The sequence below is a fragment of the Halocynthiibacter styelae genome (assembly GCF_016123485.1).
GTDB classification, from domain to species: Bacteria; Pseudomonadota; Alphaproteobacteria; order Rhodobacterales; family Rhodobacteraceae; genus Halocynthiibacter; species Halocynthiibacter styelae.
This window is the reverse complement of the sequence record NZ_JADCKQ010000002.1, coordinates 170,056-193,553: the sequence shown is the minus strand read 5'-3', so window position 1 is coordinate 193,553 and position 23,498 is coordinate 170,056. Positions and strand designations below refer to the sequence as shown.

Here is a 23,498-nt window from a genome sequence, read left to right as displayed (position 1 = left end):
TCTTCGACAGCATTTAGGTCTGTCATCAGTGAAAAGGGGATGCGCGCATGACGGCTGATGAAATCGAACAACTTTTTACCCGCAGCAATGGCGAGTATGTCTTTGCCCGCTGGGGCCGTCCGATTGTGCCTGTGGTATTTGGTGTTGATGACGCGACGGTTTCGGTTCTGAAGGGCGCGATTGAGGCGGTCGTGACCGTCGCAGGCCATCAGATGGCGGAAACCGATGCCGAACTTGGCTCTAACCTGATGATTTTCTTTATTCAGGACTGGGCTGAACTGACAGACACCCCGAACATGGATCAGCTGATCCCGGATCTGGAAAACACGGTTGCCCGGCTTCAGGCCGCCAATGCCAGCCAGTATCGCGCGTTCCGCTTTGATGATGACAACGCCATTCAGGCCTGCTTTGCGTTTGTGCGCATGGATGATAGCCTTGCAGATCTGCTTGCGGAAACCATTGCGCTGTCTGTGGTGGCGCAGGCGATTGTGCTCTGGTCGGATACAGCGTTCCAGGATGCGTCGCCGCTGGCGAACTTGCCGGAAGGGCAGACGATCCTGAAGCCGGAAATCTCTGGCATTATCACAGCGGCCTATGATGAAAACATGCCTGTTGCAGCGCGCGAAACCAGCCATGCGCTGCGTCTGGCGGCCCGTCTGGGCGTGCCGATTGGCAAGGCCCATTAACCATGGCGCATGAATTCACCCTGCGAGTCTATTATGAGGACACGGATTTGGCGGGGCTGGTCTATTACGCCAATTACCTGAAGTTCATCGAACGGGCCCGGTCTGAATATGTGCGGGAACTTGGCATTGATCAGGCGGCCATGAAAGATGGAGGTCTGGTCTTTGCCGTGTCGCGGGTGGAAGCGGACTATATCCAGCCCGCAAAATACGATGATCTGCTGACAGTGCGCACAACGATCACCCGCAAAACCGCCGCCCGCCTGACCCTGACGCAGGAAATCAGGCGCGGTGATACCCGGCTATTTGAAGCCGTGGTCACCATTGTCTGCCTGGATGAAACTGGCCGTCCACAGCGGCTTCCGGCAGGTTTTCGCGCATAAATACGGGCAAATCAGCGCTTTCACCCAAAGGTGACACAGGGTTTCTGCCTTTCCCCTGTCTTTTTTCTTAATGCTGTATTAGGGTTTTCCCCAACCAGAGCCGTCAAAAGATGGCCACAACAAAAGAGCAGGCATATGGAACAGGAACTTCTTTCTGCAGCGCAGGAGATTGATTTCTCTGTGTGGGCGCTGTTTGCGCGAGCGACACTGACGGTTAAACTGGTGATGATCATGCTGATCGCCGCTTCTTTCTGGAGCTGGGCAATCATCGTGCAAAAGATCATGGCCTATCGCAAAAGCCGGGCAGAGGCGGCGGTTTTTGATCGCGCCTTCTGGTCAGGTGAACCGCTGGACGAACTTTTCAACAAAATCGGGCCAAACCCTGCAGGCGCCTCGCAAAAGGTCTTTGTGGCCGGCATGACGGAATGGCGTCGCAGCCTGCGTCAGGATGGCGGCTTTATCGCCGGGGCTCAGGCGCGGATTGACCGTTCAATGAATGTAGCGATTGCGAAAGAGGATGAAAAGCTGACTTCTGGTCTGAACTTCCTCGCAACCGTCGGATCCACCGCGCCGTTCATCGGTCTTTTCGGCACGGTGATCGGTATTATGAACGCGTTCGTGGAAATTGCGGCACAGCAAAACACAAACCTTGCCGTTGTAGCCCCTGGCATTGCAGAGGCGCTTCTGGCCACTGGTCTTGGCCTGCTGGCTGCGATCCCGGCGGTTGTGTTCTATAACAAACTGTCCAGTGACAGTGATCGCATCATTGGTGGCTATGAAGCTTTTGCCGATGAATTCGCCACTATCCTGTCCCGCGAGCTCGATAGTTAAAATGGGTGCAGGTGTCATCAAATCAGGCGGAGGGGGCGGCGGACGCCGTCGTCGTCGTTCAGGCCGGGGCAGCAGTGCTGTGATGTCGGAAATCAATGTCACACCTTTTGTCGACGTGATGCTGGTGCTTTTGATTATCTTCATGGTGGCGGCACCTTTGCTGACGGTTGGTGTGCCGGTGGAACTGCCGGAAACCTCTGCTGCGGCCCTGCCAACGGAACAGGAAGAACCGCTGACAATCACTCTGACGGAAGACGGGCGTTTGCTGTTGCAGACCTCAGATGTGGCGCGCGACGGGCTGATCACGCAGCTGCGTGCCATTGCTGCAGAACGGGAAAGCCAGCGCGTGTTTCTGCGGGCGGACAGTGCTGTGCCTTACGGTGACGTTGCGCAGATCATGGGCGCGCTGCAGGCCGGTGGCTTCAGTGAGATCAGTTTTGTGCATGACACTGGCGGGCCTGCGCTGAATGGAACGGACGGGTAAGGGCAGGTGAAGACGGGTCTCTGGATATCCGGTCTGGGCCATGGTGGCCTGATCTTCTGGCTGCTCTTTGGCGGGTTCTTCCTGCCTGAGAATGAGCCAGAGCTTGCCATGACCGAAGTGGGCTTTATCTCAGAGGCTGACTTTCAGGCCCTGATGGATCAGGCGCAGACTCCCGATACAACCCCAGAGATCAGCCCCGTACCAGAACCAACACCTGAACCAACACCGGAACCTCAGCCAGAACCCGAACCCGCACCAGAGCCGGAACCAGAACCCGTTCCGGAACAGAACCCTGTGCCGTCAGGCCCGGATCAGCCGGTTGAAACGCCGCAGGAGGCCGAGCCTGCCGAACGCGTCGTTGAGGAAGCCAATGAAATCATCGCGCCCGATGCGGTGGCAGAGCCAGAACCCGAAGTGGAAGTCGCGGAAGAGGTGACGCCGGAAGTGACAGAAACGCCCGAGGTGACAACTGAGGTCGTGGAAGAGATCACGCCACAGGAAGAAACCACCGTGGAAGATGGCGGCGAAGACATTGTGCCTGAACAGGTCGAAGCGCCGACATTTGCGCCCGTGACTTCGAAAGTGCCACAGTTGCGCCCGGCCCGTCCGGCCCCCGCAGCTGAACCTGCGGAAGAACCGGCAACGCAAACGGCGGAGACCGATCCGCTGGCGGACGCGATCAATGATGCGGTGGCCTCGGCCAATGAAACACCTGCCGCACCCTCTGGTCCGCCTCTGTCCTTTGGCGAACGTGATGGGCTGCGTCGTCAGATCCACAGCTGCTGGAATACGGGGGCTGTCTCTTCTGCCGCTGCCGCTGTGACGATCACGGTGCATTTCTCACTGGCACGGGACGGATCCATCAACAGTGATGTAACCCTTGCCGGTTGGGAAGGTGGCGACAGCAATGCCGCCAATATCGCTTTCCGCGCCGCACGCAGCGCAATCTACCGCTGTCAGAACCACAGCGGCCGCACAGGCTATGACCTGCCCACAGAGAAATACGACCACTGGCGCGACATTGAAGCCGTCTTCAGCGGCTCGGGGATGATCAGATGAGATTTTTCCCCATGACCCGCGCCGCAAATCCGGCTGTTATCCGCCAAAGCGTGCCACAACACGCCGGCGGGATTGATAAATTCACCAACCCGAAGAAAATGGGGCTGAGATGACACACGTACTGAACATAACCACGCGATTTTTTGCATTCCTGATGATGCTGGCCTGTGCAACTGCACTGAGCGCCCAGGATCGGCTGCGGATTGAACTGGATAATCCCCGGGTGGAACCTGTTCCTCTCGCCATCCCGTCCTTCGTGGCAGAAAATGGTGCAGCCCAGGAATACGCCGCGCAAATAGCCCAGGTGGTTGCGGCTGATCTGGTTGGCACAGGGCTGTTCCGTCAGGTATCTCAGGATGCTTTCATCAGCAATATCACAAGCTTTGACGCCCCGGTGCAATATCCCGACTGGCGTGCGATCAATGTGGAAGGTCTGATTTCCGGTGCTGTGAATGTCGCCGATGATGGCCGCGTCAGTGTAAAGTTCCGGGTTTATGATATTGCCTCTGGTGCGGAACTTGGGTCCGGCCTGCAACTGGGCGGCACCACCGCGTCCTGGCGCCGTCTGGCGCATAAAGTTGCCGATACGGTCTATTCCCGCATCACCGGCGAAGGCCCGTATTTTGACAGCCGCGTGGTTTACGTGTCTGAAACCGGCCCGAAAGATAATCGCCGCAAACGCCTGGCGATTATGGATTATGACGGCGCGAACCTGCAGTTCCTGACCGACAGTTCCTCTATCGTGCTGGCCCCGCGTTTCTCACCAACAGGTGACCGTGTGCTTTATACGTCTTACGAAACCGGCCAGCCGCAGGTCTATCTGCTGGATGTGGGTTCTGTGCAGCGCCGCGCCCTGCATGACGAAAGCGGCGCGATGACCTTCGCCCCGCGCTTTGGCCCCAATGGCAGCACCGTGGTCTATTCCGCATCTTCCGGCGGCAACACCGATATCTTCACTGTGGATCTGCGCACGGGCGCACGTGCGCGCCTGACCTCGGCCCCGTCGATTGAAACTGCGCCAGGCTTTTCCCCGGATGGCACACAGATCGTGTTTGAAAGTGACCGGTCCGGCTCCCCGCAGCTTTACGTCATGTCGGCCACCGGTGGCGAAGCCCGTCGTATCAGCTTTGGCAATGGCCGTTATGGCACGCCGGTCTGGTCGCCGCGCGGTGATCTGATTGCCTTCACCAAGCAAAACGATGGCCGTTTCCACATTGGCGTGATGCGCACGGATGGGTCCGATGAACGTCTGCTGACCGTATCTTTCCTGGACGAAGGCCCGACCTGGTCCCCCAATGGCCGCGTGATCATGTTCATGCGCGAAACCTCGGGTGCGGACGGGCAGGCGGCCCTGTATTCCGTTGATATTTCCGGGCGCAATCTGCGTCGGGTGAACACCCAGGGGGCTGGGTCCGATCCGGCCTGGTCGCCCCTTCTGCCGTAACATCTGCCACAGGTTCCCGGATGGTAATTCCGGTGCTATACTGGCCAACAATAAGAAACAGAATTGATGCCGGAATAATCCGGCCACAGACACAGAGGCGAAGAGCATGATGAAAATGAAGAAAGTCGCAGCACTGCTGCTGGTGGCCGGCGCACTGTCAGCCTGTTCCAACGCAGACCGTTTTGGCAATGGCGACGGTCCGGGCGCTGGTGGCCCTGGTGCAGGCGGCATTGTGCCGGGCAGCGCGAATGACCCGCGCTCAGCCGCATATTTCCAGCAAACCATTGGCGATCGTGTGTTGTTCCCGGTCGATCAGTCTACCCTGACAGATGAGGCCCGTACTGTTCTTGCCGGTCAGGCACAGTGGCTGCTGCAGAACACAGAATATACCGCACGTATCGAAGGCCATGCAGATGAGCAGGGCACACGGGAATATAACCTCGCCTTGGGTGCGCGTCGTGCCAATGCGGTCAGCGAATATCTGGTGTCGCAGGGCGTGTCCGCTGCGCGTGTGAACCAGGTGTCCTACGGCAAAGAACGTCCGCTTGAAATCTGTTCCGCTGAAAGCTGCTACGCCCAGAACCGCCGGTCCGTGACCGTTGTGGGCGGCGGCATTCCGACCAGCTGATCGCGTAAGGGAGATCTGATATGTTCCGTTCCACATGTACCGCACTTGCGCTGGCTCTGATGGTAACTTCCCCGGCTGTGGCCCAGCAGAATGACCAGACCCTGGCGGACATCCGTCAGGAAATGTCTGTGCTTTATGTTGAGGTTCAGCGCCTGAAGCGTGAGCTGTCCACAACCGGTGCGCCAACCACCAATATCAGCGGCAATTCCCCGCTGGAACGCATTGATGCGATGGAAGCGGTGCTGCAGCGTCTGACCGCGCGTGCTGAGGAAATGGAACATAAGATCAACCAGATCGCGACCGTGGGTGGCAACCAGATCGGCGATCTGGAATTCCGTCTGTGTGAACTGGAAACAGACTGCAACCTTGCGGATCTTTCTGAAGGCACAACCCTTGGCAATGTGGATGCTTCCGCAGCCCCTGCCGTGGTCCTGACCCCAACCCGTAATGACGGGCTGGAACTGGCTGTCGGTGAAAAAGCAGACTTTGAGGCGGCTCAGGCGGCGTCTGATGGCGGCGACTATACCGGTGCTGCACAGCAGTTGGGATTGTTCGTACAGAACTATCCGGGCAGCCCGCTGTCGGCCCAGGCCTATTTCATGCAGGGCGATGCCTATGAAAAGCTGGGGGAGATCCGCCCGGCGGCCCGCGCCTATCTGGATGCGTTCAGCTCTGCACCAGACGGGGATTTTGCCCCACAGTCGCTGTATAAGGTTGGCACGTCTTTGCGTGATCTTGGTCAGCAGGATGAAGCCTGCCAGATGTTCCAGCAGGTGGGTGTACGTTTCCCGAATTCCAACGTGACAGCGGATGCGGCCACGGCCGGGCAGAATATGGGTTGCCTGTAGGCAGGCCCTGACGCTATCTCACGGGGGAATTTCCACAGGAGTTGACCCGTGAGCGCAGACAGCGATTTTCTGAAGTTTCAGTTTAACTCCGCCCTGGCGTCTGATGCGCCGGGGCGTTTTGGTGTCGCCTGTTCCGGTGGCGGGGATTCCCTTGCAACGCTTTTGCTGGCCGCCGATTATGCGCGTGACAACGGGGCAGAACTGTTCTGCATCACCGTCGATCACGGTCTGCGCGCCGGATCAGATGCCGAGGCCGCAGGCGTTGGCGAAATTTGCACCCGTCTGAATATCCCCCATGAAATCGCCCGCTGGACCAGCTGGGACGGGCAGGGGAACCTGCAGGACGAAGCCCGCCGGGCCCGTTACGGTATGATTGCCGACTGGGCGCAGCGACTGACCCTGGACCTGGTCTGCCTGGGTCATACGGCGGATGATCAGGCGGAAACGGTTCTGATGCAGATTGCACGGTCTGCCGGTGTCGATGGTCTCGCCGCGATGGCCCCAAAACGGGATCATCTTGGCGTGACCTGGCTGCGCCCCCTGCTTCAGACCCGTCGCGAAAGCCTGCGGGCCTATCTGCGGGAAGAGGGACAGGACTGGACCGATGACCCGTCGAATGAAGACGAACGCTTTGACCGTATCAAAGCCCGCAATATCATGGATGCCCTGAAACCGCTTGGCGTATCGGCAGAAAAGCTCTGCACTCTTGCCGGCAATATGGCCGATGCGCGTCATGCGCTGAACCAGCAGGTCTGGCATTTCGCCGGTGATGTGGCGCTGGTGCAGGAAGGTGATGTCCTGCTGCACCGTGAAAACCTGATGCGGGGGCATTTCGAAACCCGCCGCCGTCTGTTGCGCCATGCGCTGACATGGGTGTCAGCGTCGGATTACGGGCCGCGTCAGCGGGAATTGATGAACCTGTTTAAAGCCGTCAAAGAAGAACGCACCGCGACACTATGTGGCTGTCTGATTGCGGCCGAGGGGGAACGTGTGCGCATTTCACGTGAGTTCAGCGTTGTGGAACGCCTGACAACCGCACCTGGTGAATTGTGGGACAATCGCTGGCGCCTGATGCCGGAAGAGGGCGATGCAACCGGTGTAACCATCCGGGCGCTGGGGGAAGAGGCCCTGCAACTTTGCCCGGACTGGCGTGATACCGGGCTTTCGCGGGCCTCTCTGCTGGCGTCACCTGCGGCTTTCCGGGGCGACGCCTTGCTGGCCGCACCTTTGGCCGGTCTGGACAATGGCTGGCGGGCAGAAAATACCTGCGACGAAAAGGATTTCTTTAACTCTCTTGTATCACATTGAAGATATGGTTGGGCGCCCCTATTTTAATTGTGGGCCACGCGCGGTATGAGTGGCCCTGAACGAATCTGAGGAGATGCCCGTGGGCAACGCGAGAAATGTCGCATTCTGGGTCGTGCTGCTTGTAGTTGTCATGACCCTTTTCAATGTATTCAGCAATGGCTCCGGCGCGGGCAATTCGTCCGCCGTGCCGTATTCTGATTTTCTGAACCAGGTTGAATCCGGATCTGTCACCCGTGTTGAACTGGATGGCGAGAACGCCACCTTCAGCGGATCTGACGGAACCGAACTTGTCACCATCATTCCGACTGGTGCGGAATATAGCAGTGAACTCAGCCAGATGCTGGTTGAAAAAGGCGTAGAGGTCACCGCAAAGACCCGTGAAGAAAGTGGTTTCTTCTCATTGCTGTCTCTGCTTCTGCCGGTGCTTATTCTGATCGGTTTCTGGTTCTTTATGATGAACCGTATGCAGGGTGGCGGCAAAGGTGGCGCGATGGGCTTTGGAAAATCCCGTGCCCGTATGCTGACCGAAGCCCATGGCCGTGTCACATTTGATGACGTTGCGGGCATTGATGAAGCCAAGGAAGAACTGGAAGAAGTTGTGGAATTCCTGCGCAACCCGCAGAAATTCTCACGTCTTGGTGGTAAAATCCCGAAGGGTGCCCTGCTTGAGGGCCCTCCCGGTACTGGTAAAACCCTTCTCGCCCGTGCGATTGCCGGCGAAGCAGGTGTGCCGTTCTTCACCATTTCCGGTTCTGATTTTGTTGAAATGTTCGTTGGTGTCGGCGCATCCCGTGTGCGTGACATGTTCGAACAGGCCAAGAAAAACGCACCTTGCATCGTGTTTATCGACGAAATCGACGCGGTCGGTCGTCACCGTGGCGCAGGCCATGGCGGCGGTAATGACGAACGCGAACAGACCCTCAACCAGTTGCTGGTTGAAATGGACGGGTTTGAAGCCAATGAAGGTGTGATCATCGTTGCGGCGACCAACCGGAAAGACGTGCTGGATCCGGCACTTCTGCGTCCTGGTCGTTTTGACCGTCAGGTGACCGTGCCGCTGCCGGATATCAAAGGCCGCGAAAAGATCCTGAACGTGCATTCCCGCAAATCCCCGCTGGGTCCTGATGTGGATCTGCGCATCATCGCGCGCGGCACACCTGGCATGTCCGGTGCGGATATTGCAAACCTCGTGAACGAAGCCGCGCTGATGGCGGCGCGTGTTGGTCATCGTTTTGTCACCATGCTGGATTTCGAGAAAGCCAAAGACAAAATCATGATGGGCGCGGAACGTCGTTCCATGGTTCTGACCGATGATCAGAAAGAAAAAACGGCATATCACGAGGCCGGCCATGCGATTGTTGGCCTGAAACTGCCGAAATGTGATCCGGTCTATAAGGCGACAATCATCCCGCGTGGTGGTGCCCTTGGCATGGTGATGAGCCTGCCGGAAATGGACCGTCTGCAGTTCTTCAAAGATGAAGGTCATCAGAAAATCGCCATGACAATGGCGGGCAAAGCGGCTGAGATCATCAAATATGGTGGTGATACCGTTTCAAGTGGCCCGGTTGGCGATATTCAACAGGCATCTTCCCTGGCCCGTTCCATGGTGATGCGCTGGGGCATGTCTGACAAAGTCGGTAACATCGACTATCAGGAAGCCGCTGCCGGTTACATGAGCAATGGCGGTGCTGGCGGGTTCTCGATTTCTGCGAAGACCAAAGAACTGATCGAAGAAGAAGTGAAACGCTTTATCGATGACGGTTATGATCTTGCCTATAAAATCCTGAAGGACAACTACGACGAATTCGAAAAGCTGGCCCAGGGGCTTCTGGAATATGAAACCCTGACCGGTGAAGAAATCGAAAAGGTTATCCGCGGCGAAGATCCGTATGGGGATGACGATGATGATGGGTCTGCTGAGAAAGACACACCTTCCGTCACCGCAATCCCTAAGACACGTTCCAAAGTGAAGCCTGAAGAAGGTGACGGCGGAATGGAACCGGAACCCTCTGCATAAGCAGATCAGAAATTAAAAAAGCCCGGGGCAGATACTCCGGGCTTTTTCTTTGGATTATACCGGGTCCTGGCATTGGCCGCGATCATTCAGACTGTGCTGCCCGCGCACGGTCATATCATAGTTCAGCGTGTCGAAATCCACGACAAATGTAACCACATCCGTATCCATAATATGCAGGAAGGTAAGGGAATTCACACCCGGCAGGATCTGCGATTCACCGCGAATTTTATCCGTCACAATGAACCCTGCATCGGTCGCGCCGGAACGTGCCAGGGTCACAGCCGACCCGTCCTGATCCGAAATACAGTTCAGCACAAAATCCGCCCCATCCAGCGGGTCATCCATGGCAAGCGCCGGGCTGGCCAGGCTGGCTGTAAGAAGCAAAGGGAATGTGATCCGGGTTTTCATTTTTTATTCTCCGTCGTGGTTTTTCCTTTTGCTGATCAGAAGTTGCGGCAGAAAAAAGGCAGGTTTCAGCGGATCACAGGCAGTTGAGGCAGGGTGAACGGATCGTGCATACCTAATCCCGCAGCAGCCGTCTTCTGACGTATACAGGGGGCATGTGGGGTGATATGTGCTTTTATCCGCTCCCGGGTGTAAGGTATGGGGTTCATTGGTGTGCGAGGCTGTTCTGCTGTGGCAGGGCAAAGACCCGGGCAAGTTACCTGAACTGATGAGACCAAAATGACTGACCTCCCCGATACTCTGACTCAATTTATGCCGATGCTGTTGAACGCCGGTAAAGCGCTGCTGATCCTTGTGATCGGCTGGATCGCTGCCGGGATTATCAGCGGCCTTGTGCGCAAACGCGTGAACCGCAACCCCAACATCGACAAAACCCTTGGCAATTTCGCCGCCAGCGTTGTGCGCTGGGTGATCCTTCTGATGGTGCTGTCTGCTGTACTGGCGGTCTTTGGCATTCAGACCACCAGCATCGTCGCCATGCTAAGTGCTGCGACGCTGGCCATTGGTCTTGCGCTGCAGGGCACGCTCAGCGACCTGGCGTCCGGCTTTATGCTGATCATCTTCCGCCCCTATAAGATCGACCAATATGTCGACATCGGCGGCACTGCCGGTACTGTGGTGGACATCAACCTGTTCGTGACCGAGTTGAAGACACCGGACAATGTGCAGATCATCATCCCCAACGGCCAGGCCTGGGGTGCGGTGATTACCAATTTCTCACACCACGACACCCGTCGCGTGGATATGGTTTTTGGCATTGATTACGGTGATGATGCTGATGTGGCCATGGGCATTATCCTTGAGAAAGCCAAAGCTGATCCCCGCGTTCTGCAGGATCCGGAACCATGGGTGCGTGTGACCAACCTGGGCGACAGTTCTGTCGATCTGACAGCACGTATCTGGTGTAACGCCGCTGATTACTGGGAGCTGAAATTCCAGTTGACCAAAGAGGTCAAAGAAGCCTTCGACGCAGGCGGCATTTCCATCCCTTACCCACATTCCGTGGAAATCCAGAAGAAGGGCTGACTTTTCGGTCCCTCGCAAGAACACAGCAGCCCGCAATTTGCGGGCTGTAGAGCTTCTGAAGTTATTTTCCGTGGGCTCTTCTCATAATAGGACCGTCGATCGGCCAGAAGTCAGTTTCTCCGTTAAAAAAGCCTTCTGCACTGATATATGTGTTGTCGGGCATAACACATGCATACCAGGGACCCTGCACAGGGTAAAATATCCTGACTTCACCACCACGCGCTTCGCAGTGATGCGTAACGGGTGTTGCTTCTCCGCGATATGGGCTTCCCCGGTCTCTTGAGGTGCAGTTGATCAGAGGCAACATGAGAACGATGCAACTCGCAATTCTTCGAGCACTTCTCTTAATTGTTCGCACGATAAAACTCCCATTCCTCAATCACACGCCCGCCGGGCAAGTGGCAGTCGCCGGTCTGGCCTTCCTCTGTGTTGCGGATCACAACTTCTCCGCCTTGTTCGGAACAATAGACCGACGCCGGGTTGGCGAGGCCGACGGGTGGGTAGGTGTCGACCGGGTTGCAGGCCAGAAGTGCCAGGGGCAGGGTGAGTGGAATGAGTTTACGCATGGTTTGTCCTTAAACGGCGGATCGAAATAAATTCACTATGACGTGGCTTGTGTCTTCCGGGAAGCCCCGGCATCTTGCCCGGGTAACGCAGAGGGAACGGACATGCCGGAACATATTGACAGTGGTTATAGTGGCGAAATCACCTGGCTGGGGCTGATGCCGGACCGGGAAAAGACCTTGCGGGGGGAAGCGCGCGACAGTCTGTTTGCGGCGTTTGATGGCATCCGCGAGGACAGCCATTTTGGCGCGACGCGGGCCAGTTGTGGACGCACGCAAGGGCAGCACCCTGTCGGCACAAAGATCCGCAACACCCGCCAGTTTACAGTGCTTTGCGCGAGAGAGCTGGCCGTGGTCGCGCAGAATATGGGGCTGGAACATCTGGATCCGGCGCTGATTGGGGCGAACCTGGTTGTCTCGGGCCTGCCGGATTTCTCTCATATTCCGCCAAGCTCACGCCTGATTGCGGAAAACGGCACAACGCTGGTGGCCGATGTGATCAACCTTCCGTGTGTTTTTCCAGGAAAAACCATCGAATCTGATCACGCGGGCAAGGGAAAAACCTTTAAAGGCGCAGCAAAAGACCGTCGTGGCGTCACAGCATGGGTTCTATGCGAAGGAATGTTGCGTGTGGGCGATCAATTGCGACTACATATTCCGGCGCAAAGATCCTGGACCCCGTGAAGGCATAAGCCGACGATTCAGGCCCTGAATATGTCGCAAAAACACCCTTGCGACGCTGCGTTCAATTGTATGCAATGGAAAGAATTATCTAACCTACCTGATCCCAGGGGAGTCACATGAGCTACAAAACCGATATCGAAATTGCCCGCGAGGCAAACAAGCTTCCGATCCAGGAGATCGGCGCGAAACTGGGCATCGACAGCAAAGATCTGCTGCCATACGGCCACGACAAAGCCAAAGTCAGCCAGGAGTACATCAACTCTGTACAGGGCAATGAAAACGGCAAGCTGATCCTGGTGACAGCGATCAACCCGACACCCGCTGGTGAAGGCAAAACAACAACAACAGTTGGTCTGGGCGATGGCCTGAACCGCATTGGCAAAAAAGCCGCTGTTTGTATCCGTGAAGCATCCCTTGGGCCAAACTTCGGCATGAAGGGCGGCGCTGCTGGTGGCGGTTACGCACAAGTTGTGCCTATGGAAGAAATGAACCTGCATTTCACAGGTGACTTCCACGCGATCACTTCTGCGCACTCTCTGCTGTCCGCAATGATCGACAACCACATCTACTGGGGCAACGAGCTGGAAATCGACGTACGTCGTGTTGCATGGCGTCGTGTTGTTGACATGAACGACCGCGCACTGCGTCAGATCACGGCCTCCCTTGGTGGCGTGTCCAACGGCTTCCCACGTGAAACCGGTTTTGACATCACTGTGGCTTCCGAGGTTATGGCGATCCTCTGTCTGGCAACCAACCTGTCCGACCTGCAGAAACGTCTGGGCGACATCATTGTTGCGTACCGTCGTGACCGTTCCCCAGTGTTCTGCCGCGACATTCAGGCGGACGGCGCTATGACTGTTCTGTTGAAAGACGCAATGCAGCCAAACCTGGTTCAGACCCTGGAAAACAACCCGGCGTTTGTACACGGTGGCCCATTCGCAAACATCGCACACGGCTGTAACTCTGTTATCGCGACCACAACTGCTCTGAAAATTGCAGATTACGTTGTGACCGAAGCTGGTTTCGGTGCTGACCTTGGCGCTGAGAAGTTCATGAACATCAAATGCCGCAAAGCAGGTCTGGCACCTGATTGTGTTGTCCTGGTTGCAACCGTGCGTGCGATGAAAATGAACGGTGGCGTTGCCAAAGCTGATCTGGGCGCGGAAAACGTTGATGCTGTGAACGAAGGTTGTGCAAACCTTGGTCGTCACATCGGTAACCTGAAATCCTTCGGTGTGCCTGTTGTTGTTGCGATCAACCACTTCGTAACTGACACTGACGCTGAAGTTCAGGCTGTTAAAGACTATGTTGCAAGCCAGGGTTCCGAAGCGATCCTGTCCCAGCACTGGGAGCATGGTTCAAAAGGTTCTGAAGCTCTGGCAACTCGCGTTGCAGAGATCGCAGATTCCGGCATCAGCCAGTTCGCACCAATCTATGAAGACGACATGCCGCTCTTTGAGAAAGTGGAAACAATCGCCAAGCGTATCTACCACGCTGACGAAGTTATCGCTGACAAAAAGATCCGCGATCAGCTGAAGATCTGGGAAGAGCAAGGCTATGGCAACCTGCCGGTCTGCATGGCGAAAACCCAGTACAGCTTCTCTACTGATCCGACACAGCGCGGCGCGCCAGTGGGTCACTCTGTGCCTGTACGTGAAGTTCGCCTGTCCGCAGGTGCCGGCTTCATCGTGGTTGTCTGTGGTGACATCATGACCATGCCTGGTCTGCCACGTAACCCAGCTGCGAAAACAATCCAGCTTAACGACGACGGTCAAATCGAAGGCCTGTTCTAAACAGATCTTAAACGATATTAAGGCGGCCCTTTCGGGGCCGCCTTTCGCTATGACAGAGAGAGAAAAAGATGAGCGCACAAATCATTGATGGCAAAGCATTTGCCGGTACAGTTCGTGAAAAAGTTGCAGCACATGTGACCAAACTGAAATCTGAGAACAACATCACCCCCGGTCTTGCGGTGGTTCTGGTTGGCGAAGATCCTGCAAGCCAGGTTTACGTGCGCTCCAAAGGCAAACAGACCGTAGAAGTCGGCATGAAATCCGTTGAGCACAAGCTTGACGTTGAGACATCCGAAGCTGACCTGCTGGCCCTGATTGACCAGCTGAATAACGATGACAGCATCCACGGTATTCTGGTTCAGCTGCCGTTGCCAAAGCACCTTGATGAGGACCTTGTGATCAACTCCATCAGCCCTGCCAAAGACGTTGATGGTTTCCACATTTCTAACGTGGGTCTGCTGGGCACCGGTCAGAAATCCATGGTTCCCTGCACACCGCTGGGCTGTCTGATGATGCTGCGCGACCACCACGGTTCCCTGTCCGGTATGGATGCGGTTGTGATTGGCCGTTCTAACATCGTGGGCAAGCCAATGGCGCAATTGCTGCTGGGCGACAGCTGCACCGTAACCATCGCGCATTCCCGCACCAAAGATCTGCCGGAAGTTGTACGCCGTGCGGACATCGTTGTTGCCGCTGTGGGCCGTCCTGAGATGGTGCCAGGTGACTGGATCAAAGAAGGTGCAACCGTGATTGACGTGGGCATCAACCGTATTCCTGCGCCGGAAAAAGGCGAAGGCAAGCATCGTCTGGTCGGTGACGTTGACTACGCATCTTGTGCGGAACGTGCCGGCGCGATCACACCGGTTCCAGGTGGCGTAGGCCCAATGACCATCGCATGCCTGCTGGCCAACACGCTGACAGCCTGTTGCCGTGCAAACGGTCTGGAAGAGCCGGAAGGTCTGACCGCATAAGTTGCAGATATACCTATGAAACGCCCTCCGGAAGTCCGGGGGGCTTTTTTGTTGACGTGAACGACCTGGAACATAGTTTCACCGGAAAACCGGAAAACCGGAAAACCGGAAAACCGGAAAACCGGAAAACCGGAAAACCGGAAAACCGGAAAACTTTTTATTTTCAATACCCTTATGTCAATACAAAAAGGCCCGGAGGTTTCTCCGGGCCTTTTCGTTTCATCAAAGTTATTAACTTTTAACCTTACCGGTCAGATGCATTCTCAGATGCCAGCTGGCCTGCGAACCATGCGGCTGCTACCGGGTTCACACCACCTTTGGAGGACAGGGTAGCGCCGACAACAGGATTTGCCTGTGTTTCGATGCCTGTGCCGGCTTCAGCCGCCAGGTCTGTAAAGATTTCAACAGCTTCTGCGGTGACGGGGCTTGAGCGTTCAACAACAACGCTCTCAATACCGGTGTTGTCCTGGGCGAAATGTGCCTCAACATCTTTGGCACCCGCAAAAGCAGGAGCAGCAACAGTCAGGGCGAGGATGGATGCGATTACAGTTTTCATAGCGTTAACCTTTCGGGGTCTGGGTGTTTTGTGTTTCGGTGGAAGTCTTGTTGCTTCCGATGTTACTGATCTGGGGGTGCTTCAGATCACCTTCAAGACACAGAACCGTGAGGTCTGTTCACGCATGCACACAGGACTGTGACCGTTTGAAACAAGGGAATTCGCGTGAATATGGCATGCACAAACCATGCACTTTCTATGCTCATCTTATGCATACGCGAGGAACAGCGGGTTAAGAGGGCGTTAACCCGGATCTTTGAAATCAGCTGTGCGTTTCTGCAAACCGGCCATCACCGCTTCCATCTGATTGGGGGTGCCAATCAGGCGGCCCTGAAGTTCAGACTCGATCAACAAAGTGTCCGCTTCGCTGGTCAGTTCCGTGCGATTGAACAATTCTTTTGCAGCGCGCACAGCATCCGGGCTTTTGTCTGCAATATCGCGGGCGATCTCAGTGGCGCGGGCAAGGGGATCATCTGCAATTTCCGTCACCAGGCCCCAGGTCAGCGCATCGCAGGCGGCGAATTTTTCCGCGCTATACGTCAGCCTTCGCAACACATCTTCGCGTGCCAACCGCCGCATCAGGGCAATGCCGCCCATATCCGGGATCAGACCCCAGCGGCCTTCCATGATCGAAAACTGACAATCGGGGGCCGCAATGCGCATATCCGCGCCCAGCATAATTTGAAATGCACCGCCAAAGGCATAACCGTGCAGGGCGCAGATCACCGGTTGGGGCAGGTCACGCCAAACAGTGGTCACATGCTGAAACAGGTTCGCATCGCCATGACTGCGATGCATAATGCCGCCGTTTTGTGCCACATATTGCGCAAGCTTCGGCATTTCATTCAGATCCAGCCCGGCAGAGAAGGCCGGGCCTTCCCCATGCAGAACCACGGCGCGGATGTCGTTTCGCGCCGCAAGAGATATGCCCGCATCAGAAATGGCCTTAAGCATCGCAAGGTCCAGCGCATTGCGCTTTTCCGGGCGTGACAGGCGGACAAAGGCGATGTGTCCCTCCTGGGTGATCGTAACACGTTCAGACATCAGTGGCCTCCGTTTTCAGGCACAGCCATCATAGTGCCGACGAGTTTCGCGACAAGCTGTTCGTCATCGCCTGTCTGGGCGTAAACATTTGCTTCAGCCACGGTCAGTGTGCGGCCGGATTTCAACACGACACCGCGGGCCACAAGACTGTTGCCCCGGGCGGGTGCCAGAAGATGAATTTTCATTTCGGTTGTCAGAACATCCATCCCTTCGGACATCAGGCTTTGTGCGGCAAAACCTGCTGCACTGTCACCAATCGCAAAGGCCAGGCCGGCATGGGCAAACCCCTGTTGCTGGCTGACTTCTGGCCGGATAAGGGCGGTGATTTCACAAAACCCGGGTTTCAGAACTTCCATCTGCGCTTTCAGGGTACCCATCATACCCTGACGGGCAAACCCTTCACGGGCACGATCCACCGCACCTTTATATCGAAACTGAAACGCCATACCCGGCCTCCTGATGTGATCTGTTTTTGTCACTTTGGCAGATTTTTACGGAACATGGAAAAATGCCGTAACGTAGCTGTATTTTCCTGCTGTATTTGTAGTCAGGTTATACCACATCGAGATTAGTACATATTAACATTCGGGCAGGAGGGTATTCAGTTGAAACAGGTTGCGGATCGATTTCGTGAGATTTTTCTGAGTACTGTCAATCTGAACCTGATGGTTCTTGCCTGGATCATTTTTGTGACCGCTGATCCTTTTGACACAAGCCCAAAGCTGACGGGGCTGCGATCATTGGGATACTGGGTTGTAACGACCATCTATTCTTCCGTGCTTTTGTGTTTTTTTATCGCTGTAAATGACGTCAGGAACTTTTCTCTGCCGGCCTGGCTGCGCCGTGTGCTGGCGGCGGTGATCTATGGCGCGGTTTCTGTATCCTTTGGTCGGGTGGTGTTCATCAATTTCGCAGCAGACCCCGAAAGCTTTGGCTGGCCGCGGTTGCCTCATTATGCGTTTGGCGCGGCCATTGGCATGTTGGTTTTTGTTGTGGTGGATGTGTTTCGTTTTGCGATTGAACGTGCGGGCCGTGGCAATCAGGGCGATCCTGCATCTGCGGCCCGCAACGATGTGGTGGACGCGACCGAAACTTCAAGTGAGATCCGCCTTCTTAGCCGGGTGCCGGAAGACATGCGGGGGAAACTTATCCGTGTCAGCGCACAGGATCACTTTGTTGAAATCTATACCTGCCGTGGCAAACATCGCCTTCGGATGCGCCTGCGGGATGCGATAGCGGATCTGCCGGATGGCATGGGCGTGCTTGTGCACAGATCGCACTGGGTTGCCGTGGATCAGGTGAAAGCAACCCTACGTCAGGACGGTAAACTGTTGGTGCGTCTGAAAGACGGGAACGAAGTGCCTGTCAGCCGCAATGGCGAAGCTGCGATGAAAAAGCGGGGCTTGATCTGATCACCGGGGCCGACGGCTGAGTCCTGCAATCAGTCTCTGCACTGCGCGGGGCAGGGTGGTATCTGCTTTGTCGGGCGCGGCGTCCAGGGCGCTTTCGACGTCTTTGACCAGAATGCCAATTGTATTGTCTTCTGCGTGTCCGTCGCGGGCGAATTCAATGTCGTTGAAACCGCTGGCAAACCAGTTCTGACCGGATGAGGTGTGGATGAGATTTAAGAGCGCGTCTTCCTCAATCCCTGCGTCATCGGCCCAGTCCAGAACCATGCGTGTCATCGCGGTATTGGAGGCGGCCAGCAGGTTGTTCAGCACTTTCGCAGACATGCCCGCACCGAAATCGCCCATGTGGTGGAAATGCTTGCCCATGGCATCCAGCTGCGGCTGGATTTGCGCGATGTCACCGGGGGAGCCGCCCAGCATGAAGGACAGGCGGGCTTCCTGTGCGGCGATGGCGGCACCGGACATGGGGGCATCGATCAGGGTGATGTGGGCAGGAATACGGGCGCGCAGATCACGCACATAGCGCGGCGACAGGGTTGAAGAAATGATGATACGTTCAAGGGCATGCGCGCGGGTGACAAAGGACTGATCTGTGAACAGGACTTCTTCCGTCTGGGCGATGTCACGCACGACGGTAAGCAGGGTGGTCAGCCCCCGGGCAAACTGATCCGGGTCATCTGTCATGACATCGGATAGTTTTCCATAGCCACATGGATCTTTTACATCAAAGCCACGGGCAGAAATGCCAGCTGTGGTAAGCGCCGCCAGCATTGGTGCGCCCATCCGTCCACAGCCTGCAATTCCGGTTACCATCAGTGTACGATCGTTTCTTCTTTCACAAACATATTCGCCCAGGCCCGGTCGATAAGTTCCGGGGACATCTGGTAGGGAATGCCTTCAAATTCACAGATCGAGATCATCTGATCAATCAGGAAAACCGGCTGATAGTTTGCGTAGATATTGTCAATCGTCGGGTATTTCTTCTTCAGAAGATGCACAAGCGCGCCTTCGTCCAGCGGCATTTTCTTCTTCCGTGCCACCAGGGCAAAAATCTTCAGGAAGTCTTCCTGGTGTGGCCCGTCGATCTTGATCTTAAAGAAGATCCGGCGCAGAGCCGCTTTATCGAAGATCTCATTCGGGTGGAAGTTGGTTGAGAAGATGACCAGCGTGTCAAAGGGCACTTCGAATTTTTCACCGGATTGCAGCGCCAGAATATCTTTGCTTTCTTCCAGTGGAACAATCCAGCGGTTGACCAGGGCCTGGGGCGGTTCTTCCTGACGGCCAAGGTCGTCTACGATAAAGACGCCGCCGGTGGATTTCAGCTGCAACGGCGCCTGATAAGTCCGGGCCGTGGGGTTGTAAACCAGATCCAGCATGGACAATGAAAGTTCACCCCCCGTAATCACTGTCGGGCGTTCACACAGCACATAACGCGTGTCAAAACGGTTGCTTGTGCGGCGCAGGGAATTGGGATCATCCACCTGTTCTTCGGCTTTGGAATGCACGATTGGATCATAAACCGTGATCACCTGACCGGCGTATTCAATCGCACGCGGAATATAGATCTTATCGCCCAGGGCATCACGGATGCCGTTGGAAATCGACGATTTACCATTGCCGGGCGGGCCATACATCAGGATCGAACGCCCAGAACCGACGGCAGGCCCCAAATGATCCAGAAGCTCATCGGGCAGGATCAGATGGCCCATGGCATCGGTCAGCTGTTTGCGTGTGACCTGAATGTTACGGATCGACTGACGTTCCACCTGTTCCCGGTAGACTTCCAGCGGCACAGGCATCGCCCCGAAATACTCGGACTGGGCCAGCGCATCGGCGGCACGGGCTTTGCCAAGGTCGGTCAGCTGATAACCCATTTCATTGCCGGATGTGGCGTGCAGCGTACCGGTGGCCTCAATCAGGCGCTGATCCCGACCCATATCCACCAGTTGCTGTGTCACAGGAACGGGCAGACAGATGGCTTTGGCGATTTCAGAGGTCTGTTCGACATTTTTACGAAACATGGTTTTCAGCATGATGTCACGCATCATGACCGGTGGCAGTTTCATGGCTTCAAGGCTGCGCGGGGCGGGGGGCGCTGTGACGCCCGTTGTCTGCATGTTCATTCTGCTGCCTCCTGGGGCAATTGCCTTTTGCGGAATTCTACTTTTACGGCGGCACAATAACAACAAAACTCGTAAAGGTTTTTGCATCAAGCTGTGCATAAGGCTATCGTGTCCCGGATGAATAAACCAGTCCCGATTACAATTTCCGGGACATAAGACAGAGCAGGCAAAATATGGGCAATCTGAGTATACGACGGGTTTCCGTCATTCTTCTGGTGCTGGTTCTTGTGCAGAGTTTTTTCCTGCTGGCCAAAGGTGGATTGTTGATCCATCAACACGAAGTCGACACGTTACATCTGATTGATATTCTTGTCAGAATGGAAAGCGGGTCGATCCCGCATCTTGATTTCATGACACCGATTGGTGTGCTTGCCTTTGCCCCGGTGGTGATCTTTATGAAGGCTGGCCTGTCCGTTGGTATGGCCCTGATGGCGGCCCAGGTTCTGATTGCTATGCTGCTGTTTCCGGCTGTGATCTATATCATCCGCAGTCGGATGCAGGGCTGGATTGCGCTGGGGTTTGGTGTGGCCGTATTCACCCTGATCCTGAGTCTGATCCATGGGGGCACAGGCGATGTTACATCGGTGTCCATGCATTACAATCGCTGGGCCTGGGCCGTGGCGTTCCTTGTGATCACGGTGGGCTTTTTGCCGGTGCAGAGGAATGGTTCGGATTTGGCGGATGGTGTGATTACCGGGCTGGGCTTTGCCATTCTCGCCCTGATCAAAGTGACTTATTTTGCAGCTTTTGCTTTGCCCGTTGCCCTGGGGTTTCTGCTGCGTCGCCAATATAAAGCCCTGGTGGTTTCTGTGATCAGCGGGCTTTTGGTTGCGCTGATCGTGACCTTGCTGGCCGGGCTGTCCTTCTGGCAGGCTTACCTCGATGATCTGTTAACCGTTGCGCGTTCTGATTTGCGGCCTTTCCCCGGTGTGTCTTTCGGCGAAACGATTTCAAGCCCTGCTTATCTGGCAGGTTCCGCCTGTCTGATGCTGGCGGTGATGTTGCTGCGCAAAGCGGGCCAGGCCCAGGCGGGGCTGTTGTTGCTGGCACTTGCCCCGGGCTTTTTCTATGTCACCTGGCAGAATTATGGTAATGATCCGCAATGGCTGCTTTTGCTGCCGCTTCTGATCGCAATGCGTCTGCGGCAGGTGCCGGAAGATGCGGTTTTGTGGCAGTGGAAGCTGCGGGATATGTTGCGTATAACAGCGATCTTTGCGATCGCACTGATGGTACCGGGATTTGTGAATCTTGCGAACAGCCCGCTGCGTCATCTTTTGGCTGACCGGGCTGATTTCGGCCCGCTTGCAGCAGGGGATGCGCGCTATGATGATGTGCTTCTGGCCACGGCGCGGCTTGAGAATGTTGAGTATTTCGGGGATCTCTACCTGGGCGAAGCCTTCCCGGTGAACGAGAGCGACGATGACGAAGGGGCAATTGATCTGAACGGCGAAGTGCTGGAGGCCTGCAATCTGTCGGTGGGTGTACCGGCCTGGCAGGGGGCGATGGCTGCGGCGCTGACCGATGGGGGGATTGGCGAAGATGCGCGGATCCTTGTCGCGGATCTGTCGTCCAGCATCTGGCTTTATGGGCCGTTTGGGCCTGTTCCGGGGGCGGCGCCATGGCAATATGGCGATCTCGCCGGGCTTGAAAACGCGACCCACCTGATGGTGCCACTGTGCCCGACGCTTTTGCGGGCCCGGAAGTTTACCCTGGAAGGGATCGCCGCGCGGGGCGTAGCCCTGAATGAGGTTCAGCGGAACAACTTGTTCATATTGTTTGAAATGCAGCACCCCGTCGGCGGCGCAGCAGGGTAATCAACCCTGCTGGAAAGCCATACCCAGGTACATGATCAGGGACAGACCAAGGGCCAGGCCGGCAGGAAACTGGTGATCCTGCCAGCTGCGCCAGTCCGGCGTCATCAGCTGTACCTGTGGGATCATGCGCAACAGGCGATGTCCGAAGAAAGCCGCCAGAAGAGAGGCGGCCAGAAGACCGGCGAAAAGCTTCATATCGTCATAAGCGATAAAAGGGGCCATGGCGGCTGCGAATTTGGCGTCACCTGCGCCGACCCGTCCGATCACGCTGAGGATAAAGCCCGCAACCAGCACCACTGCGAAATGCAGTAAGCGCCAGAGAAAGGTTTCAAGACCCAGTGCAAAAGGACCCAGAACAAGGAAACTGACCAACAGGGCAAGGGTGACGAAATTCGGGATTTTCATATCCTTCATATCGTTCCAGGCTGCAAAAAGGCAGATGGGAAGGGCCGCTGGCAGGAACCAGGCCGCCTGAATATAAGTCGTTTCCATAAGTTCTTCGCCGTCAGTTGGTTACGTTGTTGTCCAGCGCCCGCAGACTGCGCACAGCGGCTTCAAAATGCTGCGGATGGGTCTGAATAGCTTCTTCCAGCATGGCGCGTCCAATGGACAGGTCACCCTGTTTGATCGCAGACAGGGCAATGGTATGCAAAAGCATCGCGCGTTCCGTCTGGGTCATAGGAACAACCGGCAATTCATAGTTGCGTTGCGATGCACGGGCCAGAACCAGGTTGTTTTTGGTTGTAAACAGGTTGCGATCAAAGGTCAGGGCGCGCTGGAACAGACGTTCGGCGTCACGGGGATTGCCACGGGTCAGCTGGGAATAGCCCCAGTTGTTGTAGACTGCGCCGGGGGATGTCGTCAGACCTGCTGCTGTCTCATAGAATGTATCGGCGCGATCCCAGTCCTGGTTGCTGTCGGCAACCATGGCCTCAAGGCGGTAGCGCAGGTAGGTTTCATGGGTTGGGGGAACCTGGTTCAGGGTTTCTTCGGCCTCGTCCCAGTGATTGGTCCGGATCTGGGCCTGCGCCAGATAGACCTGATCTTCTGAGATGGCTTCAGGATGTTCCACTGTTGCTTCCCAGGCTGTCAGCGCATCATCATGCTTTCCGGCGCGGGTCAGAGATTGTGCAAGACCGCGCTTCAGATCAATCCGGTCAGGGTGCGCAGAAGAGGTGCGGACAAAATGTGCAACCGCTTCATTCGGATCTGCCGCGTTCAGCATGACATCATTGAGATTGCTTTCGTCAATGACGTTGAGATCAACCAGGGCTTCTTCGACCTGTTGTTCACCTGATTTCTGACAGGCAGAAAGCGCAACAGTGCCGGCAAGACACAGGGATATAATAAATGAATGGCGCATTT

General features: G+C 55.9%; 25 protein-coding genes. 16 read left to right on the top strand and 9 right to left on the bottom strand.

All coding sequences use genetic code 11. From position 1 onward, the window contains the following. The first annotated feature begins 47 nt into the window (after positions 1 to 47). The 10 genes from H1D41_RS03165 (at position 48) to ftsH (ending at position 9,685) form a co-directional block, all read left to right on the top strand. The gene (locus H1D41_RS03165; RefSeq protein WP_228847546.1) at positions 48 to 686 is read left to right on the top strand and encodes a hypothetical protein; all 639 of its coding nucleotides are present in this window, start codon (positions 48 to 50) and stop codon (positions 684 to 686) included. Positions 687 to 688: 2 nt separating this feature from the next. After that, on the top strand, positions 689 to 1,066 hold the full coding sequence (gene ybgC / locus H1D41_RS03160) for a tol-pal system-associated acyl-CoA thioesterase (protein ID WP_228847545.1): 378 nt from the start codon (positions 689 to 691) through the stop codon (positions 1,064 to 1,066). Between the two features lie 135 nt (positions 1,067 to 1,201). Beyond that, positions 1,202 to 1,897 carry a protein TolQ gene (gene tolQ, locus H1D41_RS03155; RefSeq protein WP_107496309.1) on the top strand — a complete coding sequence of 232 codons (696 nt, stop codon included), beginning with the start codon at positions 1,202 to 1,204 and terminating at the stop codon, positions 1,895 to 1,897. A 1-nt stretch (position 1,898) separates the two neighbouring features. Next, positions 1,899 to 2,381, top strand: coding sequence for a protein TolR (gene tolR, locus H1D41_RS03150; protein WP_228847544.1), 483 nt, complete (start codon positions 1,899 to 1,901; stop codon positions 2,379 to 2,381). A 6-nt stretch (positions 2,382 to 2,387) separates the two neighbouring features. Then, positions 2,388 to 3,440, top strand: coding sequence for a hypothetical protein (locus tag H1D41_RS03145; protein ID WP_228847543.1), 1,053 nt, complete (start codon positions 2,388 to 2,390; stop codon positions 3,438 to 3,440). A 109-nt stretch (positions 3,441 to 3,549) separates the two neighbouring features. Further along, a complete protein-coding gene (tolB, locus tag H1D41_RS03140) occupies positions 3,550 to 4,884 on the top strand; it encodes a Tol-Pal system beta propeller repeat protein TolB (RefSeq protein WP_394355379.1) in 1,335 nt (444 codons plus the stop codon). Positions 4,885 to 4,993: 109 nt separating this feature from the next. Beyond that, on the top strand, positions 4,994 to 5,512 hold the full coding sequence (gene pal / locus H1D41_RS03135; RefSeq protein WP_228847768.1) for a peptidoglycan-associated lipoprotein Pal: 519 nt from the start codon (positions 4,994 to 4,996) through the stop codon (positions 5,510 to 5,512). A 20-nt stretch (positions 5,513 to 5,532) separates the two neighbouring features. Then, a complete protein-coding gene (gene ybgF, locus H1D41_RS03130) occupies positions 5,533 to 6,360 on the top strand; it encodes a tol-pal system protein YbgF (RefSeq protein ID WP_228847542.1) in 828 nt (275 codons plus the stop codon). A gap of 48 nt (positions 6,361 to 6,408) precedes the next feature. Then, positions 6,409 to 7,668, top strand: coding sequence for a tRNA lysidine(34) synthetase TilS (gene tilS / locus H1D41_RS03125; RefSeq protein ID WP_228847541.1), 1,260 nt, complete (start codon positions 6,409 to 6,411; stop codon positions 7,666 to 7,668). A 79-nt stretch (positions 7,669 to 7,747) separates the two neighbouring features. Beyond that, complete coding sequence (gene ftsH, locus H1D41_RS03120; protein ID WP_324250254.1) at positions 7,748 to 9,685, top strand: ATP-dependent zinc metalloprotease FtsH; 1,938 nt, start codon at positions 7,748 to 7,750, stop codon at positions 9,683 to 9,685. Positions 9,686 to 9,739: 54 nt separating this feature from the next. Here ftsH and H1D41_RS03115 read toward each other — a convergent pair whose 3' ends face one another. Beyond that, positions 9,740 to 10,093 carry a hypothetical protein gene (locus H1D41_RS03115; protein WP_228847540.1) on the bottom strand — a complete coding sequence of 118 codons (354 nt, stop codon included), beginning with the start codon at positions 10,091 to 10,093 and terminating at the stop codon, positions 9,740 to 9,742. Positions 10,094 to 10,369: 276 nt separating this feature from the next. Between H1D41_RS03115 and H1D41_RS03110 the strand changes: the two genes are divergently transcribed. After that, the gene (locus tag H1D41_RS03110; RefSeq protein ID WP_228847539.1) at positions 10,370 to 11,176 is read left to right on the top strand and encodes a mechanosensitive ion channel family protein; all 807 of its coding nucleotides are present in this window, start codon (positions 10,370 to 10,372) and stop codon (positions 11,174 to 11,176) included. Between the two features lie 344 nt (positions 11,177 to 11,520). Here H1D41_RS03110 and H1D41_RS03105 read toward each other — a convergent pair whose 3' ends face one another. After that, positions 11,521 to 11,742, bottom strand: a complete 222-nt coding sequence (locus tag H1D41_RS03105) for a putative hemolysin (protein WP_228847538.1) — start codon at positions 11,740 to 11,742, stop codon at positions 11,521 to 11,523. Between the two features lie 102 nt (positions 11,743 to 11,844). Between H1D41_RS03105 and H1D41_RS03100 the strand changes: the two genes are divergently transcribed. The 3 genes from H1D41_RS03100 to folD all read left to right on the top strand — a co-directional run bounded on the left by H1D41_RS03100 (position 11,845) and on the right by folD (position 15,187). Then, complete coding sequence (locus H1D41_RS03100) at positions 11,845 to 12,423, top strand: MOSC domain-containing protein (RefSeq protein WP_228847537.1); 579 nt, start codon at positions 11,845 to 11,847, stop codon at positions 12,421 to 12,423. Positions 12,424 to 12,539: 116 nt separating this feature from the next. Beyond that, positions 12,540 to 14,216, top strand: coding sequence for a formate--tetrahydrofolate ligase (locus H1D41_RS03095; protein ID WP_228847536.1), 1,677 nt, complete (start codon positions 12,540 to 12,542; stop codon positions 14,214 to 14,216). Between the two features lie 68 nt (positions 14,217 to 14,284). Then, positions 14,285 to 15,187 carry a bifunctional methylenetetrahydrofolate dehydrogenase/methenyltetrahydrofolate cyclohydrolase FolD gene (gene folD, locus H1D41_RS03090; protein ID WP_228847535.1) on the top strand — a complete coding sequence of 301 codons (903 nt, stop codon included), beginning with the start codon at positions 14,285 to 14,287 and terminating at the stop codon, positions 15,185 to 15,187. Positions 15,188 to 15,431: 244 nt separating this feature from the next. Here folD and H1D41_RS03085 read toward each other — a convergent pair whose 3' ends face one another. From H1D41_RS03085 to H1D41_RS03075, 3 genes are all read right to left on the bottom strand, one after another. After that, positions 15,432 to 15,743 (bottom strand): hypothetical protein, encoded by a 312-nt coding sequence (locus tag H1D41_RS03085; protein WP_228847534.1) that lies wholly within the window; start codon positions 15,741 to 15,743, stop codon positions 15,432 to 15,434. 243 nt (positions 15,744 to 15,986) lie between these two features. Further along, a complete protein-coding gene (locus tag H1D41_RS03080) occupies positions 15,987 to 16,787 on the bottom strand; it encodes a crotonase/enoyl-CoA hydratase family protein (protein ID WP_228847533.1) in 801 nt (266 codons plus the stop codon). Next, positions 16,787 to 17,233, bottom strand: a complete 447-nt coding sequence (locus tag H1D41_RS03075; protein ID WP_228847532.1) for a PaaI family thioesterase — start codon at positions 17,231 to 17,233, stop codon at positions 16,787 to 16,789. Before H1D41_RS03075 ends, H1D41_RS03080 begins: the two co-directional genes overlap by 1 nt. Positions 17,234 to 17,392: 159 nt before the next feature. On the opposite strand from H1D41_RS03075, the gene H1D41_RS03070 reads away from it, so the two are divergent. Further along, the gene (locus tag H1D41_RS03070; RefSeq protein WP_228847531.1) at positions 17,393 to 18,199 is read left to right on the top strand and encodes a LytTR family DNA-binding domain-containing protein; all 807 of its coding nucleotides are present in this window, start codon (positions 17,393 to 17,395) and stop codon (positions 18,197 to 18,199) included. Here H1D41_RS03070 and H1D41_RS03065 read toward each other — a convergent pair whose 3' ends face one another. Together H1D41_RS03065 and H1D41_RS03060 are read right to left on the bottom strand one after the other, a co-directional pair. Then, positions 18,200 to 19,009, bottom strand: coding sequence for an NAD(P)-dependent oxidoreductase (locus tag H1D41_RS03065; protein ID WP_228847530.1), 810 nt, complete (start codon positions 19,007 to 19,009; stop codon positions 18,200 to 18,202). Then, a complete protein-coding gene (locus tag H1D41_RS03060) occupies positions 19,009 to 20,319 on the bottom strand; it encodes an ATPase (protein WP_228847529.1) in 1,311 nt (436 codons plus the stop codon). The genes H1D41_RS03065 and H1D41_RS03060 overlap by 1 nt, the downstream gene beginning before the upstream one ends. Before the next feature lie 173 nt (positions 20,320 to 20,492). On the opposite strand from H1D41_RS03060, the gene H1D41_RS03055 reads away from it, so the two are divergent. Continuing rightward, entirely contained in the window at positions 20,493 to 22,133 is a 1,641-nt protein-coding gene (locus H1D41_RS03055; RefSeq protein WP_228847528.1) for a hypothetical protein, read from the top strand. On the opposite strand, the gene H1D41_RS03050 is transcribed toward H1D41_RS03055, so the two are convergent. Both H1D41_RS03050 and H1D41_RS03045 read right to left on the bottom strand, forming a co-directional pair. Beyond that, positions 22,134 to 22,625 carry an A24 family peptidase gene (locus H1D41_RS03050; protein WP_228847527.1) on the bottom strand — a complete coding sequence of 164 codons (492 nt, stop codon included), beginning with the start codon at positions 22,623 to 22,625 and terminating at the stop codon, positions 22,134 to 22,136. A gap of 13 nt (positions 22,626 to 22,638) precedes the next feature. After that, on the bottom strand, positions 22,639 to 23,496 hold the full coding sequence (locus tag H1D41_RS03045) for a tetratricopeptide repeat protein (protein ID WP_228847526.1): 858 nt from the start codon (positions 23,494 to 23,496) through the stop codon (positions 22,639 to 22,641). Positions 23,497 to 23,498: the final 2 nt, after the last annotated feature.

Bases quoted from the DNA above. Each gene is read 5' to 3' on its own strand.
- H1D41_RS03080 (WP_228847533.1), bottom strand. From the start codon at position 16,787: ATGTCTGAACGTGTTACGATCACCCAGGAGGGACACATCGCCTTTGTC.
- H1D41_RS03055 (WP_228847528.1), top strand. From the start codon at position 20,493: ATGGGCAATCTGAGTATACGACGGGTTTCCGTCATTCTTCTGGTGCTG.
- H1D41_RS03165 (WP_228847546.1), top strand. From the start codon at position 48: ATGACGGCTGATGAAATCGAACAACTTTTTACCCGCAGCAATGGCGAG.
- H1D41_RS03105 (WP_228847538.1), bottom strand. From the start codon at position 11,742: ATGCGTAAACTCATTCCACTCACCCTGCCCCTGGCACTTCTGGCCTGC.
- H1D41_RS03100 (WP_228847537.1), top strand. From the start codon at position 11,845: ATGCCGGAACATATTGACAGTGGTTATAGTGGCGAAATCACCTGGCTG.
- H1D41_RS03110 (WP_228847539.1), top strand. From the start codon at position 10,370: ATGACTGACCTCCCCGATACTCTGACTCAATTTATGCCGATGCTGTTG.
- H1D41_RS03095 (WP_228847536.1), top strand. From the start codon at position 12,540: ATGAGCTACAAAACCGATATCGAAATTGCCCGCGAGGCAAACAAGCTT.
- folD (WP_228847535.1), top strand. From the start codon at position 14,285: ATGAGCGCACAAATCATTGATGGCAAAGCATTTGCCGGTACAGTTCGT.
- H1D41_RS03085 (WP_228847534.1), bottom strand. From the start codon at position 15,743: ATGAAAACTGTAATCGCATCCATCCTCGCCCTGACTGTTGCTGCTCCT.
- pal (WP_228847768.1), top strand. From the start codon at position 4,994: ATGAAAATGAAGAAAGTCGCAGCACTGCTGCTGGTGGCCGGCGCACTG.
- ybgF (WP_228847542.1), top strand. From the start codon at position 5,533: ATGTTCCGTTCCACATGTACCGCACTTGCGCTGGCTCTGATGGTAACT.
- H1D41_RS03115 (WP_228847540.1), bottom strand. From the start codon at position 10,093: ATGAAAACCCGGATCACATTCCCTTTGCTTCTTACAGCCAGCCTGGCC.
- tolR (WP_228847544.1), top strand. From the start codon at position 1,899: ATGGGTGCAGGTGTCATCAAATCAGGCGGAGGGGGCGGCGGACGCCGT.
- H1D41_RS03075 (WP_228847532.1), bottom strand. From the start codon at position 17,233: ATGGCGTTTCAGTTTCGATATAAAGGTGCGGTGGATCGTGCCCGTGAA.
- tolQ (WP_107496309.1), top strand. From the start codon at position 1,202: ATGGAACAGGAACTTCTTTCTGCAGCGCAGGAGATTGATTTCTCTGTG.
- H1D41_RS03060 (WP_228847529.1), bottom strand. From the start codon at position 20,319: ATGAACATGCAGACAACGGGCGTCACAGCGCCCCCCGCCCCGCGCAGC.
- H1D41_RS03050 (WP_228847527.1), bottom strand. From the start codon at position 22,625: ATGGAAACGACTTATATTCAGGCGGCCTGGTTCCTGCCAGCGGCCCTT.
- H1D41_RS03065 (WP_228847530.1), bottom strand. From the start codon at position 19,009: ATGGTAACCGGAATTGCAGGCTGTGGACGGATGGGCGCACCAATGCTG.
- tolB (WP_394355379.1), top strand. From the start codon at position 3,550: ATGACACACGTACTGAACATAACCACGCGATTTTTTGCATTCCTGATG.
- ybgC (WP_228847545.1), top strand. From the start codon at position 689: ATGGCGCATGAATTCACCCTGCGAGTCTATTATGAGGACACGGATTTG.
- H1D41_RS03045 (WP_228847526.1), bottom strand. From the start codon at position 23,496: ATGCGCCATTCATTTATTATATCCCTGTGTCTTGCCGGCACTGTTGCG.